The sequence below is a fragment of the Catenuloplanes indicus genome (assembly GCF_030813715.1).
In the GTDB taxonomy this organism is placed as follows: domain Bacteria; phylum Actinomycetota; class Actinomycetes; order Mycobacteriales; family Micromonosporaceae; genus Catenuloplanes; species Catenuloplanes indicus.
On record NZ_JAUSUZ010000001.1, the window covers coordinates 8,698,064 to 8,710,736 of the forward strand.

General features: G+C 71.2%; 15 protein-coding genes and 1 pseudogene. 7 read left to right on the forward strand and 9 right to left on the reverse strand.

Features of this window, described 5'->3' with window-relative positions:
- Positions 1-4 precede the first annotated feature (4 nt).
- A complete protein-coding gene (locus tag J2S42_RS39005; protein WP_307247659.1) occupies positions 5-1,417 on the forward strand; it encodes a S28 family serine protease in 1,413 nt (470 codons plus the stop codon).
- Here the strand turns inward: J2S42_RS39005 and J2S42_RS39010 are convergent.
- Complete coding sequence (locus J2S42_RS39010) at positions 1,392-1,802, reverse strand: DUF4395 domain-containing protein (protein WP_307247661.1); 411 nt, start codon at positions 1,800-1,802, stop codon at positions 1,392-1,394. The two genes, J2S42_RS39005 and J2S42_RS39010, sit on opposite strands and share 26 nt — an antisense overlap.
- On the reverse strand, positions 1,799-2,233 hold the full coding sequence (locus J2S42_RS39015; protein WP_307247663.1) for a TlpA family protein disulfide reductase: 435 nt from the start codon (positions 2,231-2,233) through the stop codon (positions 1,799-1,801). Before J2S42_RS39015 ends, J2S42_RS39010 begins: the two co-directional genes overlap by 4 nt.
- Positions 2,234-2,328: 95 nt before the next feature.
- Here J2S42_RS39015 and J2S42_RS39020 point away from each other — a divergent pair, with 95 nt between their 5' ends.
- Positions 2,329-3,150 (forward strand): SAM-dependent methyltransferase, encoded by an 822-nt coding sequence (locus J2S42_RS39020; protein ID WP_307247665.1) that lies wholly within the window; start codon positions 2,329-2,331, stop codon positions 3,148-3,150.
- Between the two features lie 154 nt (positions 3,151-3,304).
- Here the strand turns inward: J2S42_RS39020 and J2S42_RS39025 are convergent, their stop codons facing one another.
- The 4 genes and pseudogenes from J2S42_RS39025 to J2S42_RS42150 form a co-directional block, all read right to left on the reverse strand.
- Positions 3,305-3,598: a hypothetical protein gene (locus J2S42_RS39025; RefSeq protein WP_307247667.1), complete on the reverse strand. Its 294-nt coding sequence runs from the start codon at positions 3,596-3,598 to the stop codon at positions 3,305-3,307.
- Positions 3,595-4,770, reverse strand: a complete 1,176-nt coding sequence (locus tag J2S42_RS39030; RefSeq protein WP_307247669.1) for a zinc-dependent alcohol dehydrogenase — start codon at positions 4,768-4,770, stop codon at positions 3,595-3,597. The genes J2S42_RS39025 and J2S42_RS39030 overlap by 4 nt, the downstream gene beginning before the upstream one ends.
- Positions 4,767-5,309: an SRPBCC family protein gene (locus J2S42_RS39035; RefSeq protein ID WP_307247670.1), complete on the reverse strand. Its 543-nt coding sequence runs from the start codon at positions 5,307-5,309 to the stop codon at positions 4,767-4,769. The genes J2S42_RS39030 and J2S42_RS39035 overlap by 4 nt, the downstream gene beginning before the upstream one ends.
- A gap of 232 nt (positions 5,310-5,541) precedes the next feature.
- Positions 5,542-5,643: pseudogene (locus J2S42_RS42150) on the reverse strand (IS982 family transposase); the annotation flags it as partial.
- A gap of 479 nt (positions 5,644-6,122) precedes the next feature.
- On the opposite strand from J2S42_RS42150, the gene J2S42_RS39040 reads away from it, so the two are divergent.
- Complete coding sequence (locus J2S42_RS39040; RefSeq protein ID WP_307247671.1) at positions 6,123-6,764, forward strand: hypothetical protein; 642 nt, start codon at positions 6,123-6,125, stop codon at positions 6,762-6,764.
- Between the two features lie 189 nt (positions 6,765-6,953).
- Positions 6,954-7,166, forward strand: coding sequence for a replication-relaxation family protein (locus J2S42_RS39045; protein ID WP_307247672.1), 213 nt, complete (start codon positions 6,954-6,956; stop codon positions 7,164-7,166).
- On the opposite strand, the gene J2S42_RS39050 is transcribed toward J2S42_RS39045, so the two are convergent.
- Positions 7,163-8,053, reverse strand: a complete 891-nt coding sequence (locus tag J2S42_RS39050; protein WP_307247673.1) for an SDR family NAD(P)-dependent oxidoreductase — start codon at positions 8,051-8,053, stop codon at positions 7,163-7,165. The genes J2S42_RS39045 and J2S42_RS39050 overlap by 4 nt on opposite strands.
- Before the next feature lie 668 nt (positions 8,054-8,721).
- Positions 8,722-9,516 carry a MerR family transcriptional regulator gene (locus J2S42_RS39055; protein ID WP_307247685.1) on the reverse strand — a complete coding sequence of 265 codons (795 nt, stop codon included), beginning with the start codon at positions 9,514-9,516 and terminating at the stop codon, positions 8,722-8,724.
- A gap of 78 nt (positions 9,517-9,594) precedes the next feature.
- Between J2S42_RS39055 and J2S42_RS39060 the strand changes: the two genes are divergently transcribed.
- From J2S42_RS39060 to J2S42_RS39070, 3 genes are all read left to right on the forward strand, one after another.
- A complete protein-coding gene (locus J2S42_RS39060; RefSeq protein ID WP_307247690.1) occupies positions 9,595-9,954 on the forward strand; it encodes a nuclear transport factor 2 family protein in 360 nt (119 codons plus the stop codon).
- Positions 9,955-9,996: 42 nt separating this feature from the next.
- Positions 9,997-10,785 (forward strand): SDR family oxidoreductase, encoded by a 789-nt coding sequence (locus tag J2S42_RS39065; RefSeq protein ID WP_307247691.1) that lies wholly within the window; start codon positions 9,997-9,999, stop codon positions 10,783-10,785.
- A gap of 84 nt (positions 10,786-10,869) precedes the next feature.
- Positions 10,870-11,928 carry an alpha/beta hydrolase gene (locus J2S42_RS39070; RefSeq protein ID WP_307247693.1) on the forward strand — a complete coding sequence of 353 codons (1,059 nt, stop codon included), beginning with the start codon at positions 10,870-10,872 and terminating at the stop codon, positions 11,926-11,928.
- 342 nt (positions 11,929-12,270) lie between these two features.
- Here J2S42_RS39070 and J2S42_RS39075 read toward each other — a convergent pair whose 3' ends face one another.
- Complete coding sequence (locus J2S42_RS39075) at positions 12,271-12,543, reverse strand: GMC oxidoreductase (RefSeq protein ID WP_307247694.1); 273 nt, start codon at positions 12,541-12,543, stop codon at positions 12,271-12,273.
- Positions 12,544-12,673: the final 130 nt, after the last annotated feature.

A 12,673-nucleotide genomic window follows, 5' to 3' on the forward strand; every position in this document is an offset into this window, starting at 1 on the left:
GTCAATGCGCAGTCGTGTGCTGACGATCCTCGTCCTCGTGCTGGCCCTGATCGCCCCGGCTGTGCCGGCGTCGGCAGCCGTTCCCGCGTCCGCGGCCGATGACCTCCTCGACCGGCTGTCCGCCATTCCCGGCTTGACCGTGGTGTCGGAGACCGCGCCCGCCGGCTACCGGTTCTTCGTGCTCACCTACCGGCAGCCGGCCGACCACCGGCATCCCGGGCGCGGCGGCTACGAGCAGCGGCTGACGCTGCTGCACCGCTCGCTGGACGCGCCGGTGGTGCTCGCCACCAGCGGTTACGGGCTGCCGGTCACGCCGACCGCGTCGCGCACCGAGCCGACCCGGCTGCTCGACGCGAACCAGGTGTCCGTCGAGCACCGGTTCTTCACGCCGTCCCGGCCGTCCCCGGCCGACTGGTCCGACCTGACCATCTGGCAGGAGGCGACGGACGAGCACCGCATCGTCACCGCGCTGAAGTCGGTCTACTCGGGGAAGTGGATCCAGACCGGCGCCAGCAAGGGCGGCATGACCTCGGTCTACCACCGCCGGTTCTACCCCGGCGACGTGGACGGCGTGGTCGCCTACGTCGCGCCGAACGACGTGCTCAACGACCTCGACGGCGCGTACGACCGGTTCTTCGCCACCGTGGCGGACGCGGGCTGCCGGCGCGCGCTCGACGACATGCAGCGTGAGGCGCTGAAACGGCGCGCGTCGCTGGTGCCCCGGCTGGAGGCGGCCGCGGCCGCGGCCGGATGGACGTTCGGCCGCACGCTCGGCACCGCCGACCGGGCGTTCGAGATGACCGTGCTGGACACGGTGTGGGCGTTCTGGCAGTACCGGACGGCCGCGGACTGCGCGACCGTGCCGCCGGTGACCGCGACCGACGACGAGATCTACGCCTGGTTCGACGCGGTCGCGGGCTGGTCGTTCTACACCGACCAGACGCTGGAGCACTACTGGCCGTACTACTACCAGGCCGCGACCCAGCTCGGCTGGCCCAGCCTGCGGTTCGACCACCTGCGCGGCCTGACGAGGTACCCCGGGCTCTACAGCGCGCTCTCCGCGCTGCCCCGGGAGCTGCGTGAACGGCACAACCCGTTCCCGATGCTGGACGTCGACCTGTGGGTGCGCACGTCCGCGCCGCGCATGCTGTTCATCTACGGCGAGAACGACCCGTGGGGCGCGGAGGCGTTCACGCCCAGCCGCCGCGACTCGTACCGGTACGTGGCGCCGGGCGCGAACCACGGGGCGAACATCTCCCGGCTGAATCCGGACGACGCGGCCGCGGCCACGGCCACGCTGCGCCGCTGGGCGAACGTGACCGCGACCATGGACGACTCCGCGCGGGTGGCACCGCTGCCGTTCGACGACATGCTGCCCCCGGCGCGCGGCGTCAGCGGGGCGCGAGCCGCCGGATGACCAGGTACATCTGGCAGCCGAGGCAGAACCCGAACGCGGCGTTGAGGAACGCGGCGAACAGCGCGAACCCGGTGAAGATCATGCCGATCAGCGGTGCGCCGGAGAGGTAGCCGATCGTCGCGACCACGGTGAAGATCATGCCGACCAGCTGCGCGAACCGCGGCGGCTCCGGCGCCTCCAGCTCGGCGGGCGGGGCCAGCCGCGGTGCGACCAGCGTGCGGTAGATCAGGCCGTACGGTGCCAGGCTCGGGACTGCCGCGCTGATCGTGAAGACCAGGGTCTGTGCGAGCGCGAGCCAGCCGGAGCCGGTGACCACCACGATCGCCAGGACGACGGAGGTTATCGCGGCGCCGAAACGCGGACCGCGCGGGTCTATACCGTTCACTGTTCTTCTTTCTGAAGGGCCGCGATCGCCGCGAGCACCTGGGGCCGGGTCGGCACGCCGCCGGCCCGGCCGACGATCCGGGACTCCCGGTCGATGACGAGCGTGGTCGGCGTCGCCCACACGTTCAGCGCGCGCACCGCCTCCAGGTGGCTCTCCGCGTCCACCTCGACGTGCCGGACGCCGTCGACGTCGCGGCCGACACCGGCCAGCACCGCGCGGGTGGCCCGGCACGGCTGGCAGAACGCGGTGGAGAACTGCAGCAGCGTCACCTCGCCCGGCAGCACGCCGAGCGCGTCACGCAGCGCGGGATCGAGGCGGTGCTCGTCCACCGGTGCCTCCGCTCTGATCCGGCCGGTCCGGTGCCGCCACCACAGGCCGGACACCGTGGCCGTGAGCAGCACGACACCGAGCGCGACCGCTCCCTCGTACACGGGCAAATCCTTACATCTCAGGTAGGAATCGGCCACGTAACGGCCGTCACCCGGTCGCTTGTGGACCGCGCCGTCGGTGGCGCTATCGTGCAGGCGTGGACGACACCAGCGCGGCCGCCGCCGCCCCAGGAATCGACCCGTCCGTGGCGCACCCCGCCCGGCGGTACAACTACTGGCTGGGCGGCAAGGACCACTTCGCCGCGGACCGCGCCTCCGGCGACGAGCTGGAAAAACACTTCCCCAAGGTACGGGACGGCGCGATCGCGAACCGGGCTCTGCTGCAGCGCGCGACCCGCTTCCTCGCGGCCGAGGCCGGCATCCGGCAGTTCCTCGACATCGGCACCGGCCTGCCGACCGCGGACAACACGCACGAGGTCGCGCAGCGGCACGCCCCGGACAGCCGGATCGTCTACGTCGACAACGACCCGCTGGTCATGGTGCACGCCCGCGCGCTGCTCAACTCCAGCCCCGAGGGCCGGACCGCGTACATCGAGGCGGACCTGAACGACCCGGAGTCGATCCTCGCCGACCCGATCCTGAGCGAGACGCTCGACCTGACCGAGCCGGTCGGCCTGATGCTGATCGCGGTCCTGCACTTCATCCACGGTGACGGCGCCGCCAAGCCGATCGTCGGCCGCCTGCTGGACGCGCTGCCGTCCGGCAGCTACCTGGTCGCCACGCATGCCACCTCCGACTTCGGCACCCCCGAGCAGCAGGCGCTCTACCGCCGGCTGGTCGAGGCCGGCCGCTCCGACGTGTGGACCCGTCCACGCGACGAGTTCGCCGCCCTCTTCGACGGCCTGGAGATCATCGACCCGGGCGTGGTCCCGGCGAGCGAGTGGCGCCCCGACCCGGGCACGGCCATCCCGGACCGCTCCGACATCAACGTGTGGACCGCGGTCGGCCGCAAGCCCTGACCGCCGGTCCCGCTCCGTCACCAGCGCCGGGAACGAGGCCGGCAGCGCCTCCGCGCCGCCGGGGACACCGTGGTGACCCCGGCGGCGCGTTGTCACCCTGGAACGTGTCTGTCACGGCGCCGCTCCGGTTCCCGGTGGCCCGGCGGCGGTCGGGTCAGGATGGCTGCCCGAGATTTGTCACGACGATCAGCACGGCCGGGTCGGTCGATCGTGACCGGCTCTCCGCCTCGGCCAGTCGCTCGGTCCCCGCCGGGTCCTGCGGCCAGCTGATCCGCCACACCCCGGCGAGGATCAGCCCGGCTGTGACGATCCAGCCCAGCAGCGCGCTCAGTTCCGGTGCGCCGAGTACGACGGCCACCGCGGCGACTGCGACGCCGGCGGCGAGCGACAGTGACACCCGCCGGATCGACAGCAGCCGCCCGGCGGCCGTACGCCCGGGATCGGTCATGGTTTGAGGACGATTTTCTCGCAGTCGTCCTGCTTGTTCTTGAAGATGTCGAAGCCGCGTGCGGCCTCGTCCAGCGGCAGTGTGTGGGTGATGATCCGGGTCGGGTCGAGTTCCCCGCGTTCGATGCGCCCGAGCAGCGGCTTCATGTAGCGCTGCACGTGGCACTGGCCGGTGCGCAGGGTCAGCGAGCGGTTCATCCAGGCGCCGGCCGGGAACTTGTCCAGGAAGCCGCCGTAGACGCCGATGACCGAGACCACCCCGCCGCTGCGGCACGACATGATCGCCTGCCGGAGTGCGTGCGGGCGTTCGGTCTCCGAGCGGACGGCCTGTTTGATGCGGTCGTACGCGCCGATGTGCGCGCTGCCGTGGGTGGCTTCCAGGCCGACCGCGTCGATGCACTTGTCCGGGCCCCGGCCGCCGGTCAGTTCCAGCAGCCGGGAGCGCACGTCGACCTCGTCGAAGTTGACCGGTACGTGGCCGGCCTGCTCGGCCATCCGGAGCCGGTACGGCTCCTTGTCGATCGCGATCACCTTCGCGGCGCCGAGCACGCGGGCGCTGTCCATGGCGAACTGGCCGACCGGGCCGGCGCCCCACACCGCGACCACGTCGCTGGGCTGGATGTCGCACATCTCGGCGCCCATGTAGCCGGTGGGCAGGATGTCGGACAGGAACAGCACCTGCTCGTCGGTCAGGTCCGCCTCGATCTTCAGCGGGCCGACGTCGGCGAACGGCACCCGCGCGTACTGCGCCTGACCGCCGGCGAACCCGCCGGTCAGGTGGGAGTAGCCGAAGATGCCGGCGACCGGGTGGCCGAACATCTTCTCCGCGATGCCCGCGTTCGGGTTGGTGTTCTCGCAGCAGGAGTACAGCTCGGCGGCGCAGGCCGCGCACGCGCCGCACGAGATCGGGAACGGTACGACCACCCGGTCACCGACACGCAGCCGGTCGCCGGGCACGCCGGAGCCGACCTCGATCACCTCGCCCATGAACTCGTGGCCCAGGACGTCGCCGTCCTGCATCGTGGGCACGTACCCGTCGACCAGGTGCAGGTCCGAGCCGCAGATCGCGGTCGAGGTGATCCGTACGATGGCGTCGCGGCTGTTCAGGATCTTCGGGTCCGGTACGTCGCGGACCTCGACCTTGTTGCGTCCGGCCCAGGTGTTCGCCCTCATGCGTCCGCTCCCTTCTCGAGCTCGGCGTCGGACAGCGGTTGCGCCGGACGCTGCGGGAACTCCTTGCGGGCCCGCTTGCCCCACGGCGCACCGTCGGACCGGACCACCTCGCCGGTCTCCAGCACCTGCTTGAGCCGGCGCAGGTCGTCGTCGAGCTGCTGATGCGGCTCCTCCCCGAAATACTTCGCGACCGCCTTGCCGACCGCGCCGCCCGGGATGTCGTACACCAGCGAGACGTGCACCTCCGTGCTCACCCCGTCCGGCGCCGGTACGAACCGGACCGTGCCGGTGTTCGGCACGTCGGCGTGCCCGGTCGAGCGCCACGCGATCCTCTCGCCGGGCGTCTCCTCGGTGATCTCCGCGTCCCACTCGACGTCCTTGCCGAACGGGGCCGCGGCGGTCCAGTGACTGGTCCGGTCACCGGTGGTGCGAATCTGCTCCAGGTGCGCCATGAAGGTGGGCAGGTTCTGCAGGTCGCGCCAGAACGTGTACACCTCCGACGCGGGTTTACGGATGGTTGTCGTAGCCACCAGATCCATGAACGCTCCTTGTACGGGACCCACACCGCTGGTGTGGAATCGGCTCTCCGGCCCGCGGGCCGGTGCCGAAGCCGAGGTCACCGTGTCGCCGGCAATCCGGACTCCGGGTGTTCCCGGTGGCGCGTTCCCGCCGCGATACCGCCTAAACCGCCCATTCACTGCCTCAGGCGTACGTGGCCTCCGGACGAAGCACCGGAACCGGCAGGCCTGGACGAGTAATTCCGATGTCGGGTTAGTGGTCGTAGGCGAGCAGGGATCGTGTGACTGGTTGGCCGGTGGCGCGGTTGTGCCAGATGGCGGCGGTCGGGGCGAGGAGGCGTCTCGCGCAGGATGCGAAGCTCGACATGCCGGGAAGGCGATTACATTTACTGATGTCCAATCATCTCCAGTCTCGGCCCGTCAGGGAGGGCCGGCCGACGGCGGTGAAGCGTTCAGCGATCTCGCGGCGCCGAGGCAGCTGCCCGGCCCTCCAGCGACGGCCGAAGCCGGCTGCCGCCGGCAGGGGCCGATGCACCGGCCCGGCACGATCGCCGCACCGCGCCTGCTTCGACGGCCACCAGTGGCCGCGCCACCACGACTGTGCGCGGGGCGGGAGGTGACCGAGCCGGTGAACTGCCGGATGTCGTCCTCGATGCCGTACTCGTCGGCGCGAGTCGGACCGGGAACATACGGGTCATGTCACCGCAACCGGCGTCAGCGTGCGAACGTCAGAATCCGCCTTGGTCACGATCACGCCCAGGTGTCGAGCACCTGTCCGAGCGCCTCGATCCGGCACGTCTCCGCCGGCGGCAGGTGAGTGATATTTTGCCCTTCGTGCTACCGGCCTCCATCGCACGCTCGCCGATCGGTTTCCGCTGGGAGCCGGATCAGTACGATTTCGGCCACGGCTTCACCAGCGACGGCAGCCGGTCGGCGATCGTACAGAAGTTGTTGTTGATGTCTGTGCGAGGAACTCTCGGCCTGCTGGCCGCCTCCGCGGAATGGCTGACGCACCGCCTCGCCGACCCGGCCGATCCGCTACCGTTCGACCTGGTGGCCGCGCTGTGGGCCGGCGCCGTCGACCCTCGACCGGTCGATCTGGCCATGCTGCCCTATGCCGAGCACATGATCGATCCGAGCAAAGGCCCGATTCTCACGTACGCCCGCACGGTGCGGTCCTGTTACGAGACCGCCCTGTGTTTCGACGGCGCGTTCCTCAGCTACGCCGAGACCGCGCTCCGCTTGGTCGACTATGTCATGCCGAACCGCGCCTACCGCCATTGGCGGCGGGACTGCTTCGGCCACCTGGCCACGCTGACGTCGTCACATTCGATGCCGGCGGTCCGCGCGTCGCTCGACGAAGCCGCCATCGCTCGGAAACTCTCCGACGGCGACTTCGACGAGATCTGGGGCCCAGCCCTGCCGCGAGACGCCTACGATCCCCGAAAGCGCGCCGACAGCCACCGCCCTGGCTAGGGCGGCCCGCCCCAGTGAGCCATTTCATCCGGAGAGGCTCGCGTACTCCACGTGACGGAGGACGGGGAGGGCCTCCGCGCCGCAAGAGAGAGGAGCCTTCTTCCGCACCGAGCGACGACCCCAGCCCGATGCTGCTCACCAGCCTGCCCCGCCCGGACGCCCACGGTAACTGGGCCGAACGACCGGCAGGTGCCGTTCCTGCTCGAAGTGGATCTCGGCACCGAAAGCCTGACCGCCCTCGCCAACAAGATCATCAACTACGTGCGGCTTGCGGACATGACCCGTTGGCGGTGGCCGGTGCTGTTCTGGCTGCCCTCGACCCGCCGCGAACTCACCATCCACATCCTGACCGACACCACGATCCCCGACCTGGTGGCCACCGCCTCCGGCGACGAGCACTAGAACACTGTCAACGGTGCGTGGCGCTCGCTCAGGCGGCGTACGGCCGTAGCGATGTGCGGCTGCGTCGAAGCCGGGAACGGCGCCACCGGCAGTCTGTCCGCGCCGATCACCACGCCGGTGCGGCCATCGAGGGCCGCCGCGGTGCCGGCCAGGATCGACGGGCGGGCGGCCACGGATGCCGGGCCGGCGGTCGACCGGGCGAACCTGCGCCGCACCAGCGGCCACAGCAGGCGCAGGCCCGGCGAGACCATGCGCGGGTCGTCCAGCGTGCCGGTGGTCATGCCGGTTGCCGCGCCACCGGGGTCGGCGGCGAAGACCGACACCCCGGATCCGTCCAGCCGTGCCGCCAGGTCGAGGGTGTAGGCCAGGTTGGCGAGCTTCGCCCGGCCGTACCAGTGAAAGCCGTAGTAGCCGCCAGGCGGCTCGGCCGCGTCGAAGACGGGCTTGGCCACACCGGCCGCGCCCGAGGTCACGTTCACGATCCGGCTCGGCGCGCTGCGCGACAGGGTGGGCAGGAGCAGCTCGGTCAGCAGGTACGGGGAGAGGTGGTTGACCACGAAGGACGCCTCGACCCCGCCGATGTCACGCCGTTCGGCGAACATCGCTCCGACGTTGTTGACCAGCAGCTTCAGCGGTCTTCCGGGTACGGCGTGCTCGGCGGTGATGCGCGCGGCGAGCGCGCGGACCTCGTCGAGCGAGGCCAGATCGGCGCGCAGGAAACGCGCCGGGTGTGCCGGTGCCGCCGCCGTGATCCGCTCGACCGCCCGTGCGCCGCGGCCTGCGTCGCGGCCGACGACCGTGACGGCGAAGCCGGCCGCGGCCAGCCCGAGCGCGGTTTCCAAGCCGATGCCGCCGGTGCCGGCCGTGACGATCGCATGGTGGTGCACGGTCTCCCCCTCAAAACGGATGGGTTATCCACTTGAGGCGAGCGTAGCAGAAGAAACGGATTACTTATCCGCTTGTTGAGGTGGCGAGTTACAGAATTTGACACTTGAAACCTGGCCGTCGACCCCGCCCGCGGGATGAGGGCTTGACCAGCAGGACGCCCGTGATCGCCGCACCTGTCCGCGCGTGACTACGCGAGTACCGCCCGGGAGCTGATGGACACTCACATAGGCTGACCTGCACCTGTACTGTCCCGCAGCGGGCCGGGTGGCGGTGCCGGGCGCCGCCGGCATGGGCGTGTTGGCGGTGGGTTCCGGCAGGGCCGGGGCCGGTGCTGCACCACCGGCTGCCGCCGCGCGGAGATGCGGGCCTGGCTGAGCGGAACCCGAGCTCCGGCGACCGGCCGCGGCGAGGGCCGGAAGGCGACGGGCCGCCGGTGCCGGCCCGGCTGGTGGCTGGAGCGGCGGGCCTTCGGCGGCGGAGGCTTGGTAGGTGACCGCGGAGACGCCTGCCGCGACAACGGCGGCTGCAACGAATTCCATCTTCCGCATTCCCCGGTCCGGACCCGACCGGACGCTGCGCCGCTGCGGTCGCGCCACGGACGGAAGCGTGGAGCTGTGCTCATGCGGAATCGCTCGCACAGCTCCAGGGCAGGCAGGCCCGCAAGTCTTCATGTCACGCGGAACACCGGCCACCCGATCTCTGTGCGCCAGGCGGCCGGATTGCTCACGTCCCGGGGCCCCACGCGGTAGACCTCCCGCACGGGCCCGGCCACCGACATCGCGTTCTCCACGACCCATGTACCGAGCTCGCCGTAGGTGACGTCCACGCCCTCGTGTTCGCCGACGTGGGTGGTCACCGCCAGTTCCGCGGCGGGCAGCGTCACGGCGTGCACCCGTCCGGTCCGCGGCGGGGTGGGGGTCGGCAGGTAGACCAGCGCCCGCCCGCGGCCCTCCTCGAACAGGGAGTTGTCGTAGGTGCCCCCCGGCGGTCCGGTCGCTGCCGCGCCCACGGCCGCTTCCAGCTCGGCCATCGCGCCGGCGAACCACGCCTCGACGTCGGCATCGCCGAGCACGGCCTCCACCGCCGCGACCTCGCGGGCGGGCTCGGCGCGTAGCTCTACCTCGATCGGCGCAGGATCGGGCTGCAGGAGGCGGCGTAGCGCGGTGACCGCTGTCCGGGTGCGCTCCAGCTCGGCCTCCAGGCGCCGTAGATGGCCCGCGACCAGGGCCGACCGGGCGCCGGGGTCCGGCGTCCGCAGGATCTGTTGCACGTCGCTCAAGGGGACGTCGAGCTCGCGGAGCCGGTTGATGACCTGCGCGGTCGGGATCTGCTCGACGGAGTAGTAGCGGTAGCCGGTCGCGTCGTCCACGACGGCCGGCTCGAGCAGCGCCCCCTCGTGGTAGCGGCGCAGGGTCCGCACGCTCAGGTGGGTCACACGCGAGAACTCCCCGATCGTCAGCACCCCCTCAGTGTGGACCCTCCCCCAGGGGGAGGGTCCAGCGCTTGACCCTCCGGCCTCGCGAGGCCGCACGGTGACGACATGACACACACCAGCCTCCGCTCCGACGCCCTCCCGACCGCAGTCCGCGACTTCCTCGCAGCCAGCACCGTGCACGACGCCGACACGGCCTCGTCGTTCCTCGCCGAGGACGTCGTGGTGGTCGACCAGAACGAGACCTTCCGGGGCCGCGACGAGGTGCACGCGTTCGTGCGCGACGCCGGCGCCGAGTTCGAGTACACGACCGAGCAGATCGGGGCCCGGCGGGTCGACGACGACCACTGGGTGGTGACCCTGCGTCTCGAGGGCACCTTCCCCGGCGGCGTCGCCGACCTGGACTACCGCTTCACGCTCCGCGGCGACCTCGTCGCCGAGCTCGTCATCGCCAACCACGAGGCCTGAGCCGGACCGCACACCGCCGAACCGCCGGAAGGAAGAGGAAGAATGTCCAGCAAGGAACGTGACCGTCTCGACGGCCGCCACGCGCTCGTCACGGGCGGGGCGAAGGGGTCGGGCAAGGCCGTCGTCACTCGTCTGCGGGAGATGGGCGCCGACGTGTGGACCACGGCCCGGACGATGCCCGACGGGTACGACCGCCCCGACCGGTTCATCGAGGCGGACACATCGACAGTCGAGGGCGCGCAGCTCGTGGCGGCCCGCATCGCCGAGGCCGCCGGCCCGCTCGACATCCTCGTGCACGTCGTCGGGGGCGCCTCGACGCCGTCCGGTGGGTTCGCGGTCATCACCGAAGAGCAGTGGCTGACCGAACTGAATCTCAACTTCCTGGGGGCGGTGCGTCTCGACCGGGCCCTCCTGCCGGCGATGGCCGCGGCCGGGTCGGGTGTGGTGCTGCACTTCACCTCGATCCAGCGGGAACTACCGCAGTACGACGCGTCGCTGGCGTACGCGGCGGCGAAGGCGGCGCTGCGTACGTACAGCAAGGGTCTCGCCAATGAGCTGGCACCCCGCGGCGTGCGGGTCAACGCGATCAGCCCCGGTGGCATCGAGACCGAGGCCTACGAGCGGTTCGTGGACCGGATCGCCGAGGGCAACGGTCTCACCCGCGAGGCCGCCAAGCAGACGATCTACGACTCCCTCGGCGGGGTTCCCCTGGGGCGGTTCGCCCAGCCCGAGGAGATCGCCGATCTGGCCGGGTTCCTGGTGTCGGACCGCGCCTCGGCCGTCGTGGGCGCCGAGTACGTCATCGACGGCGGCACGGTCCCGACCGTATGAGCCGACGGCCGGGCCGCATCGAGCAGATCGTGGCCGCCCGACCGGTAGGAACACCCGATGAGTCACCGACCACGAGGAACCCCGATGACCAGTCACGACACCGCACCGTCCCCCGCACAGCCGGTCGGACCCCCGCCTCCCTTCGATCCAGAGCTCGTCCCGGTCCTGGACGTGCTGACCGGCATTCGCCCCGCGGACGCGTACCGCCCGGACACCATCGCCGAGATGCGCCGGCCCGTTCCCGGCGTACCGACCACGACCGACGACGTTCTGTCCCGCGACGGCGCCTACCTCGTGCGCGAGAGGACCGTGCCCGGTCCGGCCGGGGACCCGGACATCGCGCTGCTCGTGTGCCTCCCGCGGCACGTGCGCACCCCGGCTCCGGTCATCTACTTCATCCACGGTGGTGGGATGATCGTCGGCGACTACCGGTTCGGCCTCCCGGAGATGCTGGACCTGGCTGAACCGCTGGGTGCGGCGGTGGTCTCGGTCGAGTACCGGCTCGCGCCGGAGACTCCCCACCCGGGACCGGTGGAGGACGGCTACGCCGGTCTGCGCTGGCTGTCGCAGCACGCCGACGAGCTCGACGTCGACCCTGGGCGTGTCGTCGTCGCCGGCATGAGCGCCGGTGGCGGACTGGCCGCAGGTGTCGCCCTCATGGCCCGTGACCGTGGCGGCCCGGCGATCGCGGGACAGTTGCTCCTGAGCCCCATGCTCGACGACCGCAACGACTCGCCCTCGGCACGCCAGATGCGCGGTATCGGCGTCTGGGATGACCGCTCCAACGAGACCGGTTGGAACGCGCTCCTCGGCGAGGGCGTGCGCGGAGGGCCGGATGTGTCTCCGTACGCCGCGCCGGCCCGCGCCGCGGACCTGTCCGGCCTGCCACCCACCTTCATCGACGTCGGCTCGGCCGAGACGTTCCGGGACGAGGACGTCGCCTTCGCGAGCCGCCTGTGGCAGGCCGGCGGCCGCGGTGAGTTGCATGTCTGGCCGGGCGGTTTCCACGGGTTCGATGTCGTGGCACCGTCCGCCGCGATTTCCAGGGACGCGATCGCCGCCCGCGCGGCGTGGCTGCGCCGCCGGCTGATCGGCGGGAACGCGGACGCCATGCTGCGCAGACCTGGTGGGGAGAGCCTCTGACCCGAACACGTCCAGCAAGCACATGCCGCGGTAGCCGAACTGGCTGTGGGAGAGGGAACTCACCCCGAGCCGAGTCGGGCGCAGCCAGGGACAGCCCGTCGCCGGCCGGCCGCACCAGCCGTGCCCGGACCGGGTCGCCACGAAGGCGCACCGCCGGTTGGACCGGCGGCCACGACCGGCGGCGGGCGCGAGCTCGAAGCCGGATCGCGCTCGGGAGCGTGTGCACGCTGCCACCGGCCTGGTGCGGCGCGACCACATGGGTGAACGCTGCGGACGTCACCTCGGTCGAGTCGGCAGGCGGACTGTCCCGGCCGGTCCTCAGGGTGGCCGGGACAGACCGGGTTATGCGTCGGCGATCAGGTGGGCGCCTCGCTCGCCGATCATGATCGACGGGGCGTGGATGTTGCCGCGTGGCAGGGTCGGCATGACCGAGGAGTCCACGACGTGCAGGCCGGTCACGCCGTGTACGCGCAGGGTGGGATCGACCACCGACGCGTCGTCCACGCCGGCGCGGCAGGTGCCCGCGGGGTGGTTGATCGAGATCGCCGAGGTCCTGACCGCCTGTTCGAGCGTGGTGTCGTCGGCGGCGGCGGGCAGGATCGGCTCGCCGGTCACGAGCGGAAGAGCGGGTCACGGCAGTTTTCCTGTGCAAAGGTCTGCCGACATTTATGAATCTCTTAACACCCTTAACAACCAATGTCGCGATCGGTACGTTCGTCGGGATTTCCAGATACCGAGGAGAACG

Bases quoted from the DNA above. Each gene is read 5' to 3' on its own strand.
- J2S42_RS39005 (WP_307247659.1), top strand. From the start codon at position 5: ATGCGCAGTCGTGTGCTGACGATCCTCGTCCTCGTGCTGGCCCTGATC.
- J2S42_RS39030 (WP_307247669.1), bottom strand. From the start codon at position 4,770: ATGAGGGCGAACACCTGGGCCGGACGCAACAAGGTCGAGGTCCGCGAC.
- J2S42_RS39065 (WP_307247691.1), top strand. From the start codon at position 9,997: ATGTCCAGCAAGGAACGTGACCGTCTCGACGGCCGCCACGCGCTCGTC.
- J2S42_RS39070 (WP_307247693.1), top strand. From the start codon at position 10,870: ATGACCAGTCACGACACCGCACCGTCCCCCGCACAGCCGGTCGGACCC.
- J2S42_RS39060 (WP_307247690.1), top strand. From the start codon at position 9,595: ATGACACACACCAGCCTCCGCTCCGACGCCCTCCCGACCGCAGTCCGC.
- J2S42_RS39035 (WP_307247670.1), bottom strand. From the start codon at position 5,309: ATGGATCTGGTGGCTACGACAACCATCCGTAAACCCGCGTCGGAGGTG.
- J2S42_RS39025 (WP_307247667.1), bottom strand. From the start codon at position 3,598: ATGACCGATCCCGGGCGTACGGCCGCCGGGCGGCTGCTGTCGATCCGG.